The organism is Streptomyces sp. NPDC005811 (assembly GCF_040630405.1).
Classification (GTDB): domain Bacteria; phylum Actinomycetota; class Actinomycetes; order Streptomycetales; family Streptomycetaceae; genus Streptomyces.
Genome location: NZ_JBEXXK010000013.1, coordinates 187,781 through 208,356 on the forward strand (window position 1 = coordinate 187,781; position 20,576 = coordinate 208,356).

Annotated in this window: 18 protein-coding genes; 4 read left to right on the forward strand and 14 right to left on the reverse strand. The window is 72.9% G+C overall.

Annotated elements, in window-relative coordinates; translation table 11 throughout:
* Positions 1 to 111: 111 nt before the first annotated feature.
* Both ABZ490_RS16515 and ABZ490_RS16520 read right to left on the reverse strand, forming a co-directional pair.
* Positions 112 to 1,365, reverse strand: a complete 1,254-nt coding sequence (locus tag ABZ490_RS16515) for an AI-2E family transporter (protein WP_358989852.1) — start codon at positions 1,363 to 1,365, stop codon at positions 112 to 114.
* A 60-nt stretch (positions 1,366 to 1,425) separates the two neighbouring features.
* On the reverse strand, positions 1,426 to 1,620 hold the full coding sequence (locus tag ABZ490_RS16520) for a DUF3046 domain-containing protein (RefSeq protein ID WP_358989854.1): 195 nt from the start codon (positions 1,618 to 1,620) through the stop codon (positions 1,426 to 1,428).
* 78 nt (positions 1,621 to 1,698) lie between these two features.
* Here ABZ490_RS16520 and ABZ490_RS16525 point away from each other — a divergent pair, with 78 nt between their 5' ends.
* Positions 1,699 to 2,643 (forward strand): hypothetical protein, encoded by a 945-nt coding sequence (locus tag ABZ490_RS16525; protein WP_358989855.1) that lies wholly within the window; start codon positions 1,699 to 1,701, stop codon positions 2,641 to 2,643.
* A gap of 17 nt (positions 2,644 to 2,660) precedes the next feature.
* Here the strand turns inward: ABZ490_RS16525 and ABZ490_RS16530 are convergent, their stop codons facing one another.
* The 3 genes from ABZ490_RS16530 to ABZ490_RS16540 are packed head-to-tail and all read right to left on the reverse strand — an operon-like array spanning position 2,661 to position 4,557.
* Positions 2,661 to 2,969: an AzlD domain-containing protein gene (locus ABZ490_RS16530; RefSeq protein ID WP_358989857.1), complete on the reverse strand. Its 309-nt coding sequence runs from the start codon at positions 2,967 to 2,969 to the stop codon at positions 2,661 to 2,663.
* On the reverse strand, positions 2,969 to 3,694 hold the full coding sequence (locus ABZ490_RS16535; RefSeq protein ID WP_358989859.1) for an AzlC family ABC transporter permease: 726 nt from the start codon (positions 3,692 to 3,694) through the stop codon (positions 2,969 to 2,971). Before ABZ490_RS16535 ends, ABZ490_RS16530 begins: the two co-directional genes overlap by 1 nt.
* Positions 3,595 to 4,557, reverse strand: a complete 963-nt coding sequence (locus ABZ490_RS16540; RefSeq protein WP_358989861.1) for an AraC family transcriptional regulator — start codon at positions 4,555 to 4,557, stop codon at positions 3,595 to 3,597. The genes ABZ490_RS16535 and ABZ490_RS16540 overlap by 100 nt, the downstream gene beginning before the upstream one ends.
* A 91-nt stretch (positions 4,558 to 4,648) precedes the next feature.
* Here ABZ490_RS16540 and ABZ490_RS16545 point away from each other — a divergent pair, with 91 nt between their 5' ends.
* From ABZ490_RS16545 to ABZ490_RS16555, 3 genes are all read left to right on the forward strand, one after another.
* Positions 4,649 to 9,646: an ATP-dependent helicase gene (locus ABZ490_RS16545; RefSeq protein WP_358989863.1), complete on the forward strand. Its 4,998-nt coding sequence runs from the start codon at positions 4,649 to 4,651 to the stop codon at positions 9,644 to 9,646.
* 39 nt (positions 9,647 to 9,685) lie between these two features.
* Positions 9,686 to 10,531, forward strand: coding sequence for a DNA-formamidopyrimidine glycosylase family protein (locus ABZ490_RS16550; protein ID WP_358989864.1), 846 nt, complete (start codon positions 9,686 to 9,688; stop codon positions 10,529 to 10,531).
* Between the two features lie 107 nt (positions 10,532 to 10,638).
* Positions 10,639 to 11,403, forward strand: a complete 765-nt coding sequence (locus tag ABZ490_RS16555; RefSeq protein WP_358989866.1) for an SDR family NAD(P)-dependent oxidoreductase — start codon at positions 10,639 to 10,641, stop codon at positions 11,401 to 11,403.
* Between the two features lie 11 nt (positions 11,404 to 11,414).
* Here ABZ490_RS16555 and ABZ490_RS16560 read toward each other — a convergent pair whose 3' ends face one another.
* The 9 genes from ABZ490_RS16560 to ABZ490_RS16600 form a co-directional block, all read right to left on the reverse strand.
* Positions 11,415 to 11,660, reverse strand: coding sequence for a hypothetical protein (locus tag ABZ490_RS16560; RefSeq protein ID WP_358989918.1), 246 nt, complete (start codon positions 11,658 to 11,660; stop codon positions 11,415 to 11,417).
* 47 nt (positions 11,661 to 11,707) lie between these two features.
* Complete coding sequence (locus ABZ490_RS16565; protein WP_358989921.1) at positions 11,708 to 12,178, reverse strand: DNA starvation/stationary phase protection protein; 471 nt, start codon at positions 12,176 to 12,178, stop codon at positions 11,708 to 11,710.
* A gap of 180 nt (positions 12,179 to 12,358) precedes the next feature.
* Positions 12,359 to 12,739: a helix-turn-helix transcriptional regulator gene (locus ABZ490_RS16570; RefSeq protein WP_015657463.1), complete on the reverse strand. Its 381-nt coding sequence runs from the start codon at positions 12,737 to 12,739 to the stop codon at positions 12,359 to 12,361.
* 109 nt (positions 12,740 to 12,848) lie between these two features.
* Positions 12,849 to 13,394 (reverse strand): CinA family protein, encoded by a 546-nt coding sequence (locus ABZ490_RS16575; protein ID WP_358989869.1) that lies wholly within the window; start codon positions 13,392 to 13,394, stop codon positions 12,849 to 12,851.
* Positions 13,391 to 14,236 carry a CDP-diacylglycerol--glycerol-3-phosphate 3-phosphatidyltransferase gene (gene pgsA, locus ABZ490_RS16580; RefSeq protein ID WP_358989871.1) on the reverse strand — a complete coding sequence of 282 codons (846 nt, stop codon included), beginning with the start codon at positions 14,234 to 14,236 and terminating at the stop codon, positions 13,391 to 13,393. Before pgsA ends, ABZ490_RS16575 begins: the two co-directional genes overlap by 4 nt.
* Positions 14,233 to 15,702 (reverse strand): 30S ribosomal protein S12 methylthiotransferase RimO, encoded by a 1,470-nt coding sequence (rimO, locus tag ABZ490_RS16585; protein ID WP_358989874.1) that lies wholly within the window; start codon positions 15,700 to 15,702, stop codon positions 14,233 to 14,235. Before rimO ends, pgsA begins: the two co-directional genes overlap by 4 nt.
* A 92-nt stretch (positions 15,703 to 15,794) precedes the next feature.
* The gene (locus tag ABZ490_RS16590; protein WP_358989877.1) at positions 15,795 to 16,634 is read right to left on the reverse strand and encodes a RodZ domain-containing protein; all 840 of its coding nucleotides are present in this window, start codon (positions 16,632 to 16,634) and stop codon (positions 15,795 to 15,797) included.
* Positions 16,635 to 16,890: 256 nt separating this feature from the next.
* Positions 16,891 to 19,605 carry a DNA translocase FtsK gene (locus ABZ490_RS16595; protein ID WP_358989880.1) on the reverse strand — a complete coding sequence of 905 codons (2,715 nt, stop codon included), beginning with the start codon at positions 19,603 to 19,605 and terminating at the stop codon, positions 16,891 to 16,893.
* A gap of 222 nt (positions 19,606 to 19,827) precedes the next feature.
* On the reverse strand, positions 19,828 to 20,511 hold the full coding sequence (locus tag ABZ490_RS16600) for a response regulator (RefSeq protein ID WP_358989883.1): 684 nt from the start codon (positions 20,509 to 20,511) through the stop codon (positions 19,828 to 19,830).
* Positions 20,512 to 20,576: the final 65 nt, after the last annotated feature.

Genomic DNA, 20,576 nt, shown 5'->3' on the forward strand with positions numbered 1-20,576 from the left:
CGCGAGCCTCGCCGGAGCCTCCATAAGAATGTATGTTCGATTTTCGTGTCAAGCGTGCCACGCGAGGGCATCGAGCAGTTCCGGCGTGTGCCGTCGGGTCCGGCGGAAACCTCAGTTCCCGGTCGAGCGGCCTCCGCGCCGCTCCCGCGCTCCCGCCCACAGGCTCCGGGCGCGGTCGAGCAGACCTGCGCCGTCGCCGCCGCCCCGGTGACCGTGGACACGGGGGTCGTCGGTGACGTCGTAGCGCTTCACGTACGCGCCCAGGAACGCCTGGAGCGTGGCGACGGCCGGGATGGCTATCAGGGCGCCTATGGCACCCAGGAGGGCGGTGCCGGCGATGACCGAGCCGAAGGCGACCGCGGGATGGATGTCGACGGTCTTGGACGTCAGCTTCGGCTGGAGCATGTAGTTCTCGAACTGCTGGTAGACCACGACGAAGATCAGCACCCACAGCGCGTACAGCGGCGAGACCGTGAACGCGATCAGCATGGGCAGGGCACCCGCGAGATAGGTGCCGATGGTGGGGATGAACTGCGAGACCACACCCACCCACACGGCGAGCACGGGCGCGTACGGGATGCCGAGCGCCTCCAGCAGTACATAGTGCGCGACCCCCGAGATCAGCGCCATCAGCCCACGGGAGTACAGGTACCCGCCGGTCTTGGCGACGGCGATCTCCCACGCGCGCAGCACCTCGGTCTGCTTGGCGGGCGGCAGGACGGAGCAGAGCGCGCGGCGCAGGCGCGGTCCGTCGGCGGCGAAGTAGAACGAGAACAGGGCGATCGTCAGCAGCCGGAAGAGGCCCCCCAGGACCTGGGTGGAGACGTCCAGGACGCCGGCCGCGCTGTTCTGGGCGTACTTCCGCAGCCAGTCCGAGTGGAGGAGCCCCTCCTGGATGTCCACGCGGCGGAGATCGGTGTGGAACGTGGTGTTGACCCAGTTGATCACGGAGTCGAGGTAGTCCGGGAAGCCCTCGATCATCTTGATGATCTGCCCCGCGAGCATCGAGCCGAGCAGGGTGAAGAACCCGGCGACCATGATCAGCAGGCCGAAGAAGACCAGGAAGGTGGCGAACCCCCTGCGCATCCCCCGGGCCGCCATCCGGCTCACGGCCGGTTCCACCGCGAGGGCCAGGAAGAACGCGATCAGGATGTTGAGCAGCAGGCCGATGACCTGGTGGAAGGCCCAGGTGCCCAGCTGGAACACCCCGATGAGCGCGAGCGCGAGGACCATCGCGCGCGGGAGCCAGCGCGGCATGCGCTCCCCCGCCTCGACGGCACCGTCGGCCGCCGGCCGGTTCGGCGGCGTCGTGCCGGACGGGGATGCGTGCCGGGCCGCCTGCCCGGTCTCGTCAGTGGGTGCCACGGCACAAGTCTCGCCTACGGCACCGACACTCCGGCACCCCCGGGTGATCTCCCCTGTGGATCAGCGCAGCTCCGCGGGAACGTTCATCACCACGCAGACCACGCGCCACACGTCCTTGGCCTCCCAGCCGTCCGCCAGCGCCTCCTGCACGGTGCGCCCGCCGAGTTCCGTCATCACGTGATCACGCGCGAACGTCTCGGCGTAGCCCGTGCCGAAATGCTCGTCCATCCGCTGCCAGAAGACCGTCAACCGCATGCCCCCAGTATCCCGCCCCCGGGGGTGCCCCCCGCCGGGACCGCCTGCCGAGACCGCTTTCCCCCCTACGGTCTGACCATGGCCGAAACCGGAGCATCCCCACTCCCCCCGACGCCCCCGGCGCGTTCCCCGCTCTTCCGCGCCGAGCACTTCGTCTGGCTCACCGCGCGCGTGCTGGAACAGCGCCTCTTCGCGTACGACTTCCTGCACGGCGGCGCCGATCCCGTCGAGGCGGCGCTGGACGCCTACCGCAACGAGGACGGCGGTTACGGCCACGCGCTCGAACCCGATCTGCGGGGCCCGGTGAGCCAGCCCCTGCACACCGCGCACGCGCTGCGGGTCCTGGACCGCGTCGGCCTGCTCGGCGGGCGGCGCGTCGAGCGGGTGTGCCGCTACCTCACCGCGGTCTCCACCACCGACGGCGCGCTGCCCGCGATCGATCCCGGCCAGCGCGGCTACCCCGCCGCCCCCTTCGTCCCGATCGTGGACGACCCGCCCAGCGACCTGCTGGCCACGGGCCCGGTGGTGGGCCTGCTGCACCGCAACGACGTGTGGCACGCCTGGCTGTTCCGCGCCACGGACTTCTGCTGGCAGGCCGTGGACTCCCTGGAGCGGTCCCACCCCTACGAGATCGAGGCCGCCGTCGCCTTCCTGGACTCCGCCCCCGACCGCCCGCGCGCGGAGGCCGCCGCCGACCGCCTGGGCCGCCTGGTGCGCGACCGGCGCCTGGCCGCGCTGGACCCCGACCACCTGGACGCGTTCCCGGTGGCGCCCGGATACGCCCCCGGCGAGCACCACTTCCCGCACGACTTCGCGCGTACGCCGCGCTCCCTCGCGCGCGCGTGGTTCACGGACGACGAGATGGCACGCTCCCTGGACCACCTCGCGAGCGAGCAGCAGGAGGACGGCGGCTGGCCGGTCCGCTGGCGCCACTGGGCGCCCGCCCCGGCCCTGGAGGCACGCCCCATGGTGACGATCGAGGCCCTGCGCACCCTGCGGGCCCACGGTCGCCCGATCGGCTGATCACCCGGGCCCCGGCGTCATCCGCCCAGGGCCCGCACCCCGGCCGTGACCACCACGGCCGCCGCGACGACGATCAGGAAGGGCGCCCGCAGCACCAGCGCCACGGCGGCCGCCGCCAGCCCGGCGGCCCGGGCGTCGAGCACGAGCGCGTGCCCGTCGGCGAAGGTCTGCTGGGCCGTGAGAGCGGCCAGCAGAGCCACGGGCAGCAGGGCGGCGAGCCGCCGTACGACAGGGCGTTCCAGCGCCCCGTCGGGCACGAGCAGCCCGGCGAGCTTGACGGCGTAACACCCCACGGCGGTGGCGAGGATCGCGATCCAGACACCCATCACGCACGCTCCTCGTCACGTCGCCGCCCCTTCAGGTACAGCACGGCGGGCGCGGCGAGCGCGGCCACCAGCACCGGCACCCCGGCCGGCACCACCGGCAGCAGCCCGAGCCCCAGCACGACGGCGAGCCCGGCCACGATCCGCTCGGTGCCGGTCCGCAGCATCGGCGCGAGCAGCGCCAGGAAGACGGCGGGCCCGGCCGCGTCGAGCCCCCACGCGTTGGTGTCCCCGATCGCCTCGGCCCCGAGGGCGCCCAGCAGGGTCGTGAGATTCCACAGCACGTACAGGCTCACCCCGGTGACGGTGAAGCCGATCCGGGCCGCGCGCCGCCCGGGCTGCGCCAGCGACACGGCCGTCGTCTCGTCGATGACCCACTGGGCGGCCAGCGGGCGCACCGCGCGCGGGAGGGCGAGCACCTGGGACAGCCGCAGACCGTAGAACGCGTTGCGCACCCCCAGGAAGAACGCGCCCGCGGCCGCGGTGAGCGGGTTGCCGCCCGCCGCCAGCGCGCCGACGAGCGCGAACTGGGAGGCGCCGGTGAACACCAGGAGGCTCAGCGCACAGCTCTGCCACACGGTGAGCCCGCTGCCCGCCGCGGTCACCCCGAAGGCGAACCCGGACAGGCCTACGGCGACGCCGACGCCCAGTCCGTCCCGGACGACGGCGGAATCCGGTTTTCCGGCTCCGCCGGCGCGTATGTCTGAGAAAGCTGTCTGTTCTGCCACGCGTCCGACGGTAGGAGGAGGCCTCCCGGCACGTCTTGTACGTTCTTGCGCTCGCGCTGGTACGCCCCCGGCGGCACGCCCACGATCCGGGCGAAGTGGCGGTTGAGGTGCGGCTGATCGGTGAACCCCACGGTGATCGCGGCCTCGGCCGGAGTGGTGCCGCCGTCCAGGAGCCGGCGGGCCCGCCGCACCCGGGCATCGGTGAGCCACGCGTGCGGCGGCATCCCGAACGCGTCCCGGAAGGCGCGCAGGAGCGCGAAGGAACTGGTCCCGAGCTCCCCCGCCAGCCGCTCCAGCGTCGGCGGATCGGCCATCCGTTCCTCCAGCACCCCCCGCGCGCGTGCCGCGATCCGCGCGCCGGCCGTCCGCACCTCCCGCTGCGGCAGCGACCCGCCGTTGAGCCGCAGCAACCGCGTCACGGCGACCCGCAGCAGGGTGTCGGCGGCGAGCGCGTTGCCCTCGTCGACGGCCCGGAGCACCTGGTGCACCAGCGCGGCGGCACGCGCGTCCTCCAGCACCGGACTCACGAACCCGGGCGTGCCCCGCAGGCTCGTCGTCTCGGCCGCGATCTCCGCCACCAGCCCGGGCAACGGGTAGACGGCGCCGTACCGCCATCCCTCCGGAACCCCGGCCCGCCCGGTGTGCGGGGTGTCGGGGTTGACCAGCGCCAGCGCGCCGGCCCCCACGTACACATCGGACCCGTGATGCCGGAACACCTCCGCCCCCTCGGCGACGGCGGCGATCACGAAGTGCTCATGGGTGTGCCGCAGGAACGTCTTGCGGACGTACGAGGCGCGCAGCAGATCGACACCGGGCAGTTCCGCGTACCGCCAGTGCCGGGCCGACTCACGAGTACCCGCCATGCCCCCATTCTCCGCCCCCGCCCATGCCGCGTCGCCGCGGCCGTCTCCGCAGGTCGGAGCGATTGTCAGTGCCCGGGTGCAGGATGGACGCATGGTCAGCTCCGCACACCGAGCCCTCGACGGCTTCTCGCCCGCGACCCGCGGCTGGTTCACGGGGGCGTTCTCCGCGCCCACCGCGGCCCAGGCGGGCGCGTGGCAGGCCATCGCCGCGGGCTCGGACGTCCTGGTGGTGGCCCCGACCGGCTCCGGCAAGACCCTCGCGGCCTTCCTCGCGGCGCTCGACCGGCTCACCTCGACGCCCCCGCCGGCCGACCCGAAGAAGCGCTGCCGCGTCCTCTACGTCTCCCCCCTCAAGGCCCTGGCGGTGGACGTCGAGCGCAACCTCCGCAGCCCCCTGACCGGCATCCGCCAGGAATCCGTCCGCCTGGGCCTGCCCGAACCCGAGGTCAAGGTGGGCATCCGCTCCGGCGACACCCCGCCCGCCGAGCGCCGCGCCCTGACCACCCGCCCGCCGGACATCCTGATCACCACCCCCGAGTCCCTGTTCCTGATGCTGACCTCCGCCACGCGCGACGCGCTGACGGGCATCGACACCGTGATCCTCGACGAGGTCCACGCGGTCGCCGGCACCAAGCGCGGCGCCCACCTCGCCCTCTCCCTGGAGCGCCTGGACGAGCTCCTGCCCCGGCCTGCCCGCCGCATCGGCCTCTCCGCCACCGTCCGCCCGGTGGACGAGGTCGCCCGCTACCTCTCCCCGCACCGCAAGGTGGAGATCGTCCAGCCGGCGTCGGGCAAGGAGTTCGACCTCTCGGTCGTGGTCCCCGTGGAGGACCTGGGCGAACTGGGCGGCTCACCGGTCGCCGACGGCTCCGAGGGGGCGGAGCGCCCCTCGATCTGGCCGCATGTCGAGGAGCGGATCACGGATCTGATCCAGGCCCACCACTCCACGATCGTCTTCGCGAACTCCCGCCGCCTTGCCGAGCGCCTGTGCAACCGGCTGAACGAGATCGCCTACGAGCGCGCCACGGGCCGGCCGCTGGACGAGCACCACGCCCCCGCCGAGCTGATGGGCGGCTCGGGAGCGGCCCAGGGCGCACCGCCGGTCATCGCGCGCGCCCACCACGGCTCGGTGTCCAAGGAACAGCGCGCCCTGGTCGAGGAGGACCTCAAGGCGGGCCGGCTCCCCGCGGTGGTCGCCACCTCCAGCCTGGAGCTGGGCATCGACATGGGCGCGGTGGACCTGGTGGTCCAGGTCGAGTCCCCGCCCTCGGTGGCCTCGGGCCTCCAGCGCGTGGGCCGCGCGGGACACCAGGTCGGCGCGGTCTCCACCGGCGTGGTGTTCCCCAAGTACCGGGGCGACCTGGTCCAGGCGGCCGTGGTCACCGAACGCATGCGCACCGGCTCGATCGAGTCCCTGAAGGTCCCCGCGAACCCCCTGGACGTCCTGGCCCAGCAGCTCGTGGCCATGACCGCGCTCGACACCTGGCAGGTGGACGACCTGCTGGCGACGGTCCGCCGGGCGGCCCCCTTCGCGTCCCTCCCGGAGTCCGCCTTCACGGCCACCCTGGACATGCTCGCCGGCCGCTACCCCTCCGACGCGTTCGCCGAGCTGCGCCCGCGCGTGGTGTGGGACCGCGTCGCCGGCACGGTCACCGGCCGCCCGGGCGCCCAGCGCCTCGCCGTCACCTCCGGCGGCACGATCCCCGACCGCGGCCTGTTCGGTGTCTTCCTCGCGGGCGCCGACCCGAAGAAGGGCGGCGGCCGGGTCGGCGAGCTCGACGAGGAGATGGTCTACGAGTCCCGCGTCGGCGACGTCTTCACCCTCGGCACGAGTTCCTGGCGCATCGAGGACATCACCCGCGACCGGGTCCTGGTCTCCCCGGCCCCCGGTGTCCCGGGCCGGCTCCCGTTCTGGAAGGGCGACCAGCTCGGCCGCCCCCTGGAGCTGGGCCGCGCGGTGGGCGCGTTCCTGCGCGAGGTCGGCTCGCTGCCCAAGGACGACGCCCGGCTGCGGCTGCTCACCGCCGGCCTGGACACCTGGGCCGCCGACAACGTCCTCGCCTACCTGGACGAACAGCGCGAGGCCTGCGGCCATGTCCCCGACGACCGCACGATCGTCGTGGAGCGCTTCCGCGACGAGCTCGGCGACTGGCGGGTCGTCGTCCACTCCCCCTTCGGCGCCCAGGTCCACGCCCCGTGGGCGCTGGCGCTGGGCGCGAAGCTCTCCGAGCGGTACGGCATGGACGCCCAGGTCATGCACGCCGACGACGGCATCGTGCTGCGCCTGCCCGACGCCGATCTCATGGGCCTGGACCTGCTCGACCAGGAACCGAGGAAGGCGGGGACGGAGTACGACGCGGAGCAGGCCCCGGTCGGCGCGGCGGACGTCGTCTTCGACAAGGGCGAGGTCGATCAGATCGTCACCGACCAGGTCGGCGGCTCCGCCCTGTTCGCGTCCCGGTTCCGCGAGTGCGCCGCCCGCGCGCTGCTCCTGCCCCGCCGCAACCCCGGCAAGCGCACCCCGCTGTGGCAGCAGCGCCAGCGCGCCGCGCAGCTGCTCCAGGTGGCCAGCGAGTTCGGCTCGTTCCCGATCGTCCTGGAGGCGGTCCGCGAGTGCCTCCAGGACGTCTTCGACGTACCCGGCCTGACCGAGCTGATGGGCGACCTGGAGTCCCGCAGGGTCCGCCTGGTCGAGGTCACCACCCCCGAACCCTCGCCGTTCGCCCGCTCCCTGCTGTTCGGGTACGTCGCCCAGTTCCTGTACGAGGGGGACTCGCCGCTCGCCGAGCGCCGCGCCGCCGCCCTCTCCCTGGACTCACGGCTGCTGGCCGAGCTGCTCGGCCAGGCGGAGCTGCGCGAGCTGCTCGACGCCGAGGTCCTCGCCGAGCTCGAACGGGAACTCCAGTGGCTCACCGAGGACCGCCGCGCGAAGGACCCCGAGGGCGTCGCCGACCTGCTCCGGCTCCTCGGTCCGCTCACCGACGCCGAGCTGGCCCGGCGCGGCGCCGAACCGCAGTGGGCGCGGGAGCTGGCCGCGGCCCGCCGCGTCATCCGCGTCCGGATCGCCGGCACCGATCACTGGGCGGCCGTCGAGGACGCGGGGCGGCTGCGCGACGCGCTCGGCACCGCGCTCCCGGTCGGGGTCCCGGAGGCCTTCACCGAGCCGGTGAAGGACCCCCTGGGCGACCTCCTCGCCCGGCACGCCCGCACCCACGGCCCGTTCACCTCGGCCACCGCCGCCGCCCGTTTCGGCCTGGGGGTCGCGGTCACCGAGGGCGCCCTGCAACGGCTCGCGGCGGGCGGACGCGTCGTCCAGGGCGAGTTCCATCCGGCGGGCATCGGCCAGGAGTGGTGCGACGCGACCGTCCTGCGCCGGCTGCGCCGCCGCTCGCTGGCCGCCCTGCGACATGAACTGGAACCGGTCGCCCCACCGGCGCTGGCCCAGTTCCTGCCCCAGTGGCAGCACATCGGCAAGGGCCACTCCCTGCGCGGGGTCGACGGACTGGTGCGCGCGGTGGAGCAGCTCCAGGGCGCCTCCGTCCCCGCCTCGGCCCTGGAGAAGCTCGTCCTGCCCTCCCGGGTGAGGGACTACACGCCCGCCCTGCTCGACGAGCTCACCTCCGCCGGAGAGGTCGTCTGGGCGGGAGCGGGCGCGCTCCCCGGGAAGGACGGCTGGGTCTCCCTGTACCTGGCGGACGCCGCCCCGCTGCTGCTGCCCCCGCCCCATCCGCTGGAGCCGACGGCCCTGCACCAGTCCGTCCTCGACACCCTGTCCGGGGGCTACGGTCTGTTCTTCCGCCAGATCGCCGACCAGGTGCGCGCCACCACCCATCCCGACGCCACGGACCCCCAACTCGCCGACGCCGTCTGGGACCTGGCCTGGTCCGGCCGGCTCACCAACGACACGCTGGCACCGATGCGCTCCCTGCTGGGCTCGGGCCGCACGGCGGGCTCCACCGCCCACCGCGCCAAGCGCGCGGTCCCCCGGGGCCGCTACGGCTCCCTGACGGCCGCCGCCCGCCCCGCCTCCCGCAGCGGCCCGCCGACCGTCGCCGGCCGCTGGTCCCTCGTCCCGGCCCAGGAACCCGACCCCACCGTCCGGGCCCACGCCCTCGCCCGTGCGCTCCTCGACCGGCACGGCGTGGTGACCCGGGGAGCGGTCGCGGCGGAGGGCGTCGAGGGCGGCTTCTCGGCGACGTACCGCATCCTGTCCGCCTTCGAGGAGAGCGGCCAGGCCCGGCGCGGATACGTCGTGGAGGGCCTCGGCGCGGCGCAGTTCGCGATGGACGGCGCCGTGGACCGGCTGCGCGCGGTGTCCAACGCCCGCGACCGGGGCGAGGCGGCACCGGCACCGGCACCGACTCCGGCCGACACCCGGCCGACGACCACCCCGGGCGCCTCCCCGGGGCCGTTCGCCGATCCCTTCCCCGCCCCCTTCGCCGATCCCCTCCCCGGGCCCTTCGCCGATCCCCTCCCCGATCCGTTCCCCGGCGCATCCGGCGGCGCGCCCACCGACGGCTTCCCCGACGCCTTCCTCTCCGGTGACGAGGACGTCCGGTGGGACCACCCCTCGGCCGCCTCGGCCCCCTCGGCTTCCGGCAGGTACGCCTCCGCACACGGCTTCGGCTCCCCGGGCCCGGCCGGCCCCGCCCGGCAGCACCGCCGTACGGCAGCCCGCGCCGACGACCCCGCCTCCCGCGCGGTCGTGCTCGCCGCCGCCGACCCGGCGAACGCGTACGGTGCCGCCCTGGCCTGGCCGGAGCCGCCGACGGGTGCGGGGCACAAACCGGGCCGCAAGGCGGGCTCCCTGGTGGTGCTCGTCGAGGGTGAGCTGACGCTGTACATGGAGCGCGGCGGCAAGACCGTGCTGGCCTGGCCCTCCGTCCCGGACGCCGAGGGCAGCCCCACCGACGACCCCCGCCTGCGGGCCGCGGCGGAGTCCCTCGCCCAGGCCGCCCGAGCGGGCTCCCTCGGCACGGTCACGGTGGAGCGGATCAACGGCGTCTCGGCCCTGACGTCCCCCATAGGCGTCCTCCTGGAAGGAGCGGGCTTCGTCGCGACCCCCCGGGGCCTGCGGCTGCGCGCATGACCACGCCGCCGAACGACCGCCCCGTGCCACCCTTGACCCATGCCCGAAGGTGACACGGTCTGGCAGACGGCGAAGCGACTGCACGACGCTCTCGCGGGCAAGGTGCTGACCGCGAGCGACTTCCGGGTGCCGAAGTACGCCACGGTCGACCTGAGCGGCCGGCGGGTGCTGAGCACCGTGCCGCGCGGCAAGCATCTGCTCACCCGGGTCGAGGGCGGACTGAGCCTGCACACGCATCTGCGCATGGAGGGCGCCTGGAGGGTCTTCGGCGATGGCGAGCGCTGGAAGGGCGGCCCGGCCCACCAGATCCGGGTGGTCCTCGGTGCCGAGGACCGCACGGCGGTCGGCTACCGGCTCCAGGTCATGGAGCTGCTGCGCACCACGGAGGAGGGCCGCGTGGTCGGCCATCTCGGCCCCGATCTGCTCGGCCCCGACTGGAACCCCGACCTGGCGCTCGCGAACCTCCGTGCCGACCCCGCGCGTCCCCTGGGCGAGGGCCTCCTCGACCAGCGCAATCTCGCCGGCATCGGCAACGTCTACAAGAGCGAGCTCTGCTTCCTGCTCGGCGTCACCCCCTGGCTCCCCGTCGGTGCCCTCCCCGCCGACCGCGCCGCGCACCTGCCGGGCCTCGCCCGCCGGTTGCTGGAGGTGAACCGCGACCGCGTGGTCCGCCGGACCACCGGCCTGCCCCACCAGGACCTCTTCGTCTACGGTCGCGCACCCCGCCCCTGTCTGCGCTGCGGCACCTCGGTCCGGGTCGCCGACCAGGGCGACGGCGCGCAGGAGCGGCCCACCTACTGGTGCCCCTCCTGCCAGCGGGGTCCCGCACCGGCACCGGGCGCCCCGCAGCACTGGCGGGAGCGCTACCGACGAACGCCCGGCTGATCGCCGTACGCCCGGCCCCTCGCCGTACGCCCGCCTGATCGCCGTACGCGCACGATCCCCCGTACGACCAATTGACGACCCGTCAGAAACGCTCGTACCGTCCCCTCATGGGCGTGAAGGCGTACGACCTCAGCGGACGCACCGCGTTCGTCACCGGCGCCGCCAGCGGGATCGGCCGGGCCTGTGCCGTGCTGCTCGCCGAGGCGGGGGCCCTCGTGCACGGCGCGGACCGTGACGCGCAGGGCCTGGACGAGACGGCGAAACTGATCAAGGACCGGGGCGGCACGGCCCGTACACACCGGCTGGACGTCACCGACCGCGCCCAGGTCCGGCGGGCCGTCGAGTCCTGCGAGCGGCTGGACGTGATGGCCGCGGTCGCCGGGATCATGCACAGCAGCCCCGTCCTGGAGACCCGCGACGAGGACCTCGACCGGGTCCTGGACGTCAACTTCAAGGGCGTGCTGTACGCCTGCCAGGAGGCCGCCCGGCTGATGCTCGCGCAGGGCGGAGGCGGCAGCATCGTCACGATGGCCTCGGGTGCCGTGGACACCGGCGGCCCGGGACTGCTCTGCTACGGCGCCGCCAAGGCGGCCGTGGTCCAGCTGACCAAGACCCTGGCGACCGAGGTCGGCCGGCACGGCATCCGTGTCAACGCCGTGGCCCCCGGCTGGATCCGCACCCCCATGACCGATCGCCACGACCCCGGCGCACAGGCGCACACCGAGGCGCTCATGGCCCGTATGTCACCGCTGGGGCGCGTCGGCGCGCCCGAGGAGATCGCGCACGCGGTCCTCCATCTGGCCTCGGACGCGTCCGCCTTCACCACGGGCCAGATCCTCCGCCCGAACGGCGGCGTGGCCATGCCCTGGTAGCGCTGGACCTCTCACGCGGACTCGTCGGGGGTCCCGGCGCGGGGCGCCCGGCGGGCCGTCGCCGCGGGCGCGCGCCAGGCGGCCCGCCATCGGCCCGCCGCGACCGCCCCCATGGCCCGGCCCTTGGCCACACAGTGCACCGGCAGCAGGCTCAGCCCCCAGCCGCCGGCGGCGACCGCCCCCTCCGGTGCCCCGGCGCCCGGTGCCACGGCGAGCCTGACCACGGCCCACCACCAGAGGGCTCCGAGCCCGAGCATCACCCCCCGGCGCACTATGCGGTCCGCCACGGCTCTCCCGCCCGGGATCAGACGTTCTCCGCCTGGAACATCCAGTGGTGCTTCTCGAGATCCGCCGTGATCCCGATGAAGATGTCCTGGCTGACGGGGTCGGGCCGTTCGGTGGCCACGACGCGTTCCCGCATCCGGGTGATGGCCGCGCCCAGCGCCGACACCAGCGCGCCGACCGCGTCGCCGTCCTTGATCCAGCCCTCCGGCACCGTGCCGAGTCCGCTGCCGCTCGCGACGGTCGCCGCACGGCCGTCGGGTGAGACACCGAGCGCGGAGGCCCGCTCCGCCACGGTGTCGGAGTGGGCCCGGGCGACGGCCACGACCTCGTCGAGCTGGAGGTGGACGGACCGGAACCGGGACCCTACGACGTTCCAGTGGACCTGCTTGGCGAGCAGCGACAGATCGATCAGGTCGACGAGTGCGCCCTGGAGCGCTTCGCCGACGGTCTTCAGGTCGGCGTCGGACAGGGGGCTCTTCACGACGTACATCCCTACCTCCGGTGTGTGGCGGCCGTCGTGCCTCTTCACCATGACCGCAGTACCCCGGATGGGCAAACCGACGCGGAACACGCGGAAGGCCCCGTCCGCGCTCCTCCGGGTCTGCCCGGAGAAGCCCCGGCCGGGGCCTCACACACGCACGTCGGCGCTCACACACCCACGCGGATGAACCTATGCGGCGACCACGTCCACCGCCTCGGCGGGTGCCTTGATGGTCACCCGCTCCGGTGGCACACCGGTCACCGACACGGAACCCAGCATCGGACGGACCGACGTGGGCACAGGCTCGCTGGGGGTGGCCGCAGCAGACTGGGCCAGCTCGGCGAGGGCGAGCTCGTCGCTCACTTCCCGCATGAGCTCGGACATCCGTACGTCCAACGCGTCGCAGATGGCGGAGAGCAGCTCGGAGGAAGCCTCCTTCTGCCCCCGCTCCACCTCGGAGAGATAGCCGAGTGAGACTCGGGCGGACGAGGAGACTTCGCGCAGAGTACGGCCCTGGCGCTGGCGCTGCCGACGCAGCACGTCACCCAGCAGGCGACGGAGCAGGATCATCGGTGGCTCCCTCCTCGGACCGCGTAGCCGCATCCTTCACGCCCCACCGTACCGCCTTGCGCTGCGGCCGTGCGGGGAGCGATGTCGTGTTCACTCAGGGCTGCAAACATCAAAACCCCCCGTTCTGTTCCGTATCCTGTGCCCGCTCATTCCCGGTGTGTTCGCCCGCAAGTTCTGTCAGAAGCAGTACGAGCACGCTCCGTACACTCTCTCTACGAATTTCCTCGCGGTCGCCGTTCAACCGCAGGGCCTCCACTTTTCCGCCAGGGGCGGAACCCGTTCCCGGCCGGGACGGGCCGTCGACGGCCACGAAGACCGTCCCGACGGGCCGGCCGTCCTGCGGTTCGGGGCCGGCGACTCCGGTGGTCGCGATGCCCCAGTCGGCGCCCAGCGCCTTGCGCACTCCGGCCGCCATCTGGGCCGCGACCTGCGGATCCACCGCTCCACGGGCGGCCAGCAGGCCGCCGTCCACCCCGAGGAGTTCCTGCTTCAGCTCGGTCGCGTAGGCGGTGACCGAGCCGCGGAAGACCTTGGACGCCCCGGGCACCGAGGTGATCTCCGCCGCGACCAGGCCACCGGTCAGCGACTCGGCGACGGCGAGCGTCCCGCCCTTCACCGTGAGTAGTCGCACCAGGTCGGTGGCCGTGGAATTCACGCGTCCGTCTCCTCCGCAGCCGCCTGGCGCGCGGCGATTCCCTGCCGGCGCAGCACAATGGCCTGTCTCACGTAGTCGAGGCCGGTCACCACGGTCAGGACGAGGGCCGCGGCCATCACCCACCACCTCAGAGTGGCCAGCCACCCCGTCAGGGGCAGGACGTACATCCCGACGGCCACGCCCTGGGTGAGGGTCTTGAGCTTGCCGCCCCGGCTCGCCGGGATGACTCCGTACCGGATGACGATGAAGCGCAGGAGCGTGATCCCGAGTTCCCGGCCGAGGATCACGATCGTCACCCACCACGGCAGGTCGCCGAGCGCGGAGAGGCAGATCAGGGCCGCTCCCATGATCGCCTTGTCGGCGATGGGGTCGGCGATCTTCCCGAAGTCGGTGACGAGGTCGTACGTCCGCGCGATGTGACCGTCGAAGAGGTCCGTGATCATGGCGATGGCGAAGGCCGCCCAGGCGAAGGCACGCCACGCCGGGTCGTAGCCGCCGTCGGCCAGCATCAGCGCGACGAAGCCGGGCACGAGGATCAGCCGGAGCATCGTCAGCAGATTGGCGATGTTCCAGACGCTCGCCTGGTTGACGGCGGCCGCGGCCAGCTTGCCGCCGCGCGGCGCCCGGCCGTCGGCAGCGGCGGCCGACCCGGCATCGGGCCCTGCGCCACCGTGCCCGGCGGCACCGGACCCGACGGCGGCGGTCGGTTCGAGGACGCCGGGCGCCTCGACGGCGGACACGTCCGCGGCGGCGGCCCCCTTCGCCGACTTCTTGAGGCTCGCCGGATTCGCCTGCTTCGCCGGCGAGGAGCCGCCCGCGGCCGATGCCGGGACACCCGTCATCTGCCCGCCTCCTCACTACACCCGAAAGAGCCCTGCAGGGGTTCGGCCACGAGGTCGACGCCCTCGGTGCCGACCACCTTCGCCTCGACGATACGGCCGACGGCCAGACCTTCGCCCGATGTGAGCAGCACCTGTCCGTCGGTCTCCGGCGCCTGGTGCGCCCCGCGGCCGTGCACACCGTCCTCGTCCAGGGACTCCACGAGTACGTGGACGGTCTCGCCGACGCGCTCCTCGGCCCGCTGCGAGACGAGTTCCTCGGCGAGCCGGGAGACCCGGGCGAGCCGCTCGGCGACGAGGTCCGGATCGAGCTTGCCGTCGTAGGTCGCGGCCTCGGTGCCCTCCTCGTCGGAGTAGCCGAAGACGCCGATGGCGTCCAGCCGCGCGCCGTTCAGGAAGCGCTCCAGCTCGGCCAGGTCGGCCTCGGACTCGCCGGGGAAGCCGACGATGAAGTTGGAGCGCACGCCGGCCTGGGGCGCCTTGCCGCGGATGGTGTCGAGCAGTTCCAGGAACCGGTCGGTGTCGCCGAAGCGGCGCATCGCGCGCAGCACCCCGGGCGCGGAGTGCTGGAAGGACAGGTCGAAGTAGGGCGCGATCTTGGGCGTGGACGTGAGGACGTCGATGAGACCGGGCCGCATCTCGGCGGGCTGGAGGTAGCTGACCCGCACCCGCTCGAGGCCGTCGATCTCCGCGAGCTCGGGCAGCAGCGACTCCAGCAGCCGGATGTCGCCGAGGTCCTTGCCGTAGGAGGTGTTGTTCTCGGAGACCAGCATGATCTCCTTGACGCCCTGCTCGGCCAGCCAGCGCGACTCGTTCAGCACGTCGCTCGGCCGGCGCGAGATGAAGGAGCCCCGGAAGGACGGGATGGCGCAGAAGGAGCAGCGCCGGTCGCAGCCGGAGGCGAGCTTCACCGAGGCGACGGGGGCGCCGTCGAGACGGCGGCGCAGGGGCGCGCGGGGGCCGGACTCGGGGGCGAGGCCGGCGGGCAGGTCCACCGGGGCGCCGTGCCCGGGCAGCGCCACATCGGTCGCGGACTGCCGCTCGGCCGGGCTGATCGGCAGCAGCTTGCGCCGGTCGCGCGGGGTGTGGGAGGCGTGGACGCCGCCGCTCAGGATGGTCCGGAGGCGGTCGGAGATGTCCGCGTAGTCGTCGAAGCCGAGCACGCCGTCGGCTTCGGGAAGGGCCTCGGCGAGCTCCTTGCCGTACCGCTCGGCCATGCAGCCCACCGCCACGACGGCCTGGGTTCTGCCGTGACCCTTGAGGTCGTTGGCCTCCAGGAGGGCGTCGACGGAGTCCTTCTTGGCGGCCTCGACGAAGCCACAGGTGTTGACGACGGCGACGTCCGCGTCCTCGGCGTCCTCGACGAGCTGCCAGCCGTCCGCCTCCAAACGGCCTGCGAGCTCCTCCGAGTCCACCTCGTTACGGGCGCAGCCAAGGGTGACCAGTGCGACGGTACGGCGTTCAGGCATGGGCTCAAGACTACTTTGTCCCACCGACAGCGAACGTCGACGGGGTTGGCGATCTTGGCCTACCCCGTCGACTCACACGGTTTTCCCCTGCCTCACCCAGCCTGCGGGTCGCCCTTGGTGTACGTCAGGCGCTCCACGGCACCGGGCTGGAAGTTGTCCTCGATCTTCTTGCCGTTGACGAACAGATCGATCGCCCCGGCGTCGCCGAGGACGAGGTTGATCTTCTCGCTGTCCTGGAAGGTCTTGGAGTCGCCCTGCTTGAGGAGTCCGTCGAACAGCAGCCGGCCGTTGTGGTCCTTGGCGGAGATCCAGCTGCGGCCGTCGGTGGCGCTGACCTGGACGGTCACCTTGTCCTGGGGAGCCGCGGCGATGGCGCTGTCGGAGGGCTCGGGCTTCTCGTCGACGGATTTCTCGGTCTTCGGGGTGGGCGAGGCGGTGACGCCGGACGTGGGCGTGCTGCCCTCGGCGACGGCGTTGCCGGAGCCGCCCTCGTCGCCGCCCTTGAAGGCGGTGAAGCCGACGAAGCCGACCACGGCGACGATCGCGGCGACCATGGCCGCCGTCCAGTTCGGTCCGCGGCGTTCGGGACGGATGCGTTCCGCCTCGAACAGCGGGGCGGCGGACGTCGGCGCGGGGCGGCCGCCGTGGGTCGCGTCGTACCGTTCGATCAGCGGGGCGGGGTCGAGCCGGACGGCACGGGCGAGGGTGCGGATGTGCCCGCGCGCGTAGACGTCTCCGCCGCAGGGGGCGAAGTCGTCCGACTCGATGGCGTGGATGATGGCGATGCGGACTCGGGTGGCGGTACTGACGTCGTCCACGGTCAGCCCGGCGCTGATCCGCGCCTGGCGCAGGGCACGACCGATGGAGAAGGGGGCTTCCTCGGACGGGTCTTCGAACGGACGCTCGTCTTCAGGGGAGTTGCCGATGGACACGGGGGCGCCTTTCGAGCGTGTAGCCACCTGTGCTGGAAGTTCAGTCTAGGGGGGGTGCCAAAGGAAGGAGCAACCGGACAGTACGACTTTGTACGCCATCGGAATGGCCGGTCACGCCGATGACGGCGGCCAGGCACGACCCGCTGTTGAAAGTCGTACCTGTCCTCTCGCTCAACTGGACGTACGCCAAAGGGAAACGGTTGCCCTGCGGTTTCTAACGGGTGAGTCACGGACACCCGGCGCCCTGACGCAGCGCCTACCCCGCAGACTCTCCCCGAATCACCGCGAGCACGCCGTCCAGTTCGTCGGGCTTCACGAGAACGTCACGGGCCTTCGAACCCTCGCTCGGCCCGACGATGTTCCGCGACTCCATGAGGTCCATCAGCCGGCCCGCCTTGGCGAAGCCGACGCGCAGCTTGCGCTGGAGCATCGAGGTCGAGCCGAACTGAGTGGAGACGACCAGCTCGGCCGCCTGGCACAGCAGGTCGAGGTCGTCGCCGATGTCCTCGTCGATCTCCTTCTTCTGCTTGCTGCCGACGGTGACGTCGTCCCGGAAGACGGGCGCCATCTGGTCCTTGCAGTGCTGGACGACGGCCGCGACCTCGGCCTCGGTCACGAAGGCGCCCTGCATACGGGTCGGCTTGTTGGCGCCCATCGGCAGGAACAGACCGTCGCCCTTGCCGATCAGCTTCTCGGCGCCCGGCTGGTCGAGGATGACCCGCGAGTCGGCGAGCGAGGAGGTGGCGAAGGCGAGCCGGGAGGGCACGTTCGCCTTGATCAGACCGGTGACCACGTCGACCGAGGGCCGCTGGGTGGCGAGCACCAGATGGATGCCGGCCGCGCGCGCGAGCTGGGTGATGCGCACGATCGCGTCCTCGACGTCCCGCGGCGCGACCATCATCAGGTCGGCCAGCTCGTCCACGATCACCAGCAGGTACGGGTACGGCTGGAGCTCGCGCCCGCTGCCCTCGGGCGGCTTGACCTTGCCGTTCCTTATGGCCTCGTTGAAGTCGTCGATGTGCCGGAAGCCGTACGCGGCGAGGTCGTCGTAGCGCAGGTCCATCTCGCGCACGACCCACTGCAGCGCCTCGGCGGCCCGCTTCGGGTTGGTGATGATCGGCGTGATCAGGTGCGGGATGCCCTCGTACGCGGTCAGCTCGACGCGCTTGGGGTCGACGAGGACCATCCGCACGTCCTCGGGCGTCGCCCGGACCATGACCGAGGTGATCAGGCAGTTGATGCACGACGACTTGCCGGAACCGGTGGCTCCGGCGACGAGGATGTGCGGCATCTTCGCCAGGTTGGCCATCACATAGCCGCCCTCGACGTCCTTGCCGAGCGCCACCAGCATCGGATGGTCGTCCTCGGCCGCGTCGGCGAGCCGCAGCACGTCGCCGAGGTTGACCATCTCCCGGTCGGTGTTGGGGATCTCGATGCCGACCGCCGACTTGCCGGGGATCGGGCTGATGATCCGCACATCGGGGCTGGCGACGGCGTACGCGATGTTCTTGGTGAGGGCGGTGATCCGCTCGACCTTCACGGCGGGGCCGAGCTCCACCTCGTAGCGGGTGACCGTCGGGCCGCGGGTGAAGCCGGTGACGGCGGCGTCGACCTTGAACTCGGTGAAGACGTTCGTCAGCGAGGCGACGACGGCGTCGTTGGCCGCGCTGCGCGCCTTGCCGGGGCCACCGCGCTCCAGGAGGTCCAGCGAGGGCAGCGCGTAGGTGATGTCGCCGGAGAGCTGGAGCTGCTCGGCGCGCGGCGGCAGGTCGCGGATCTCCTCCGGCGGCGCCTTGGTCAGATCGGGGACGGCCCCGCCCTTGAGCATCTCCTGCTTCGGACGCGCGGCCGGGACCGGTGTCGGCGCGGTCGCCTCGCGGTCGCCGCTGCGCACGCCCTGGGTGAGGTCGGCGACGAGCGGGGACGGCGGCAGGCCGTGCATCACGACCCCGTCGAGATCGGCCGCGGCCGCCGCGGCGATGTCCACGGCGTCCAGCTCCCGGTCCATCGCGGGCTGCGGCACGGCGGAGCGCCGGGGCCGGCCGCGGCGCCCGGAGAGCGCCTCCTGCTCGGCGCCGTCGGGGTCGTACGCCCGGGGTCCGCCCGAGCGCCGGCGGGGCCGCCCGGGCAGCCCCTCGCGCCACTGCTCGTCGTAGCGCGCGTCGTCGTCGGAGAGTTCGCCGTCCGCGTGGGGGTCGTCCAGCACGCCGAGGCGCACCCCGAGCTGCCGCAGCCGCTGCGGGATCGCGTTGACCGGGGTGGCCGTGACGACCAACAGCCCGAAGACCGTGAGCAGCACGAGCAGCGGTACGGCGAGCACCTCGCCCATGGTGTACGTCAGCGGCGTCGCCGCGCCCCAGCCGATGAGGCCGCCGGCGTCCCTTATCGCCTGCATGCCGTCGCTGCGGGCGGGCGCGCCGCAGGCGATGTGGACCTGGCCGAGGACGCCGATGACGAGCGCGGACAGGCCGATCACGATGCGGCCGTTGGCGTCGGGCTGCTCGGGGTGGCGGATGAAGCGCACGGCGATGACCGCGAGCAGGATCGGCACGAGCAGGTCGAGCCGGCCGAAGGAGCCGGTGACCAGGATCTCGACCAGATCGCCGACGGGGCCCTTCAGGTCCGCCCAGGTGCCCGCCGCGACGATCAGCGCCATACCGAGCAACAGCAGGGCGACGCCGTCCTTGCGGTGGGCGGGGTCGAGGTTCTTCGCGCCGTTCCCTATCCCCCGGAACACCGCGCCGACGGCGTGCGCCAGGCCCAGCCAGAGGGCGCGTACGAGCCGGTAGATGCCCCCGGTGGGGTTCGGCGCCGGCTTGGGCGCCGGCGCCGCCTTCTTGGCCGCGGCCTTCTTGGCGGGCGCCTTCTTGGCCGGGGCCTTTTTCGCGGCGGCCTTCTTCGCCGGGGCCTTCGCGGGAGCAGCGGCCTTCTTGGCGGGCTGCTTCTTCGCTGCGGAGGGACGTGAGGCCATGGGTGTGAGGTTACCGGGGGAGACGACAGCGGACACGTGTGCCCACTGCTTCACCCGTTCGTGTCGGCCTTGCGCAGGCGCGGAACTGACGCCTCCGGGGGACGGGGGCGATGAGCCGGCGCATCCGCCCCCTGACGGCAGGGAACTGACCGCCTCTCACGCCCAACTGCTCCCGCCCCTCGGCTCGGTTCCGCACCGGCTCCTCGGTCCGAAGACGACCGCTCAGTTCTGCGACGGCACCGAGGCGGCGCCGTTGCCCGTGCCGGGCTCCAGCGCGTCCAGCGCCCGGCGCAGACCGGTGAGTTTGCGCTCCAGATGCGCCGCCGTGGCCACCGCGGCCGCGTCCGCCGACTCGTCGTCGAGCTGCTTGGACAGCGCCTCCGCCTGCTCCTCGACGGCCGCGAGCCGTGCGGACAGCTCGGCCAGCAGCCCGGCCGGCTCCTTGGCACCGCCCGCCGCGGCCTTGCCGCCGCCCTCCAACTGGAGCCGCAGCAGCGCCGCCTGCTCCCTCAGCTGGCAGTTCTTCATGTACAGCTCGACGAACACCGAGACCTTCGCGCGCAGCACCCACGGATCGAACGGCTTGGAGATGTAGTCCACCGCTCCGGCCGCATACCCCCGGAAGGTGTGATGCGGGCCGTGGTTGATCGCCGTGAGGAAGATGATCGGGATGTCCCTGGTGCGTTCTCGCCGCTTGATGTGCGCGGCTGTTTCGAAACCGTCCATTCCCGGCATCTGGACGTCCAGCAGAATGACCGCGAAGTCGTCCGTCAGCAGTGCTTTGAGCGCCTCTTCCCCGGACGATGCCCGCACCAGCGTCTGATCGAGCGCCGAGAGGATCGCCTCCAGCGCCAGCAGATTCTCCGGCCGGTCATCGACCAGGAGGATCTTGGCCTTCTGCACCATGGCCCGCCCTCCTCGCCCCGGCAGTGCACCGGGCGCCGCCCCTGGGGACGACTCCTTTGCGCCGC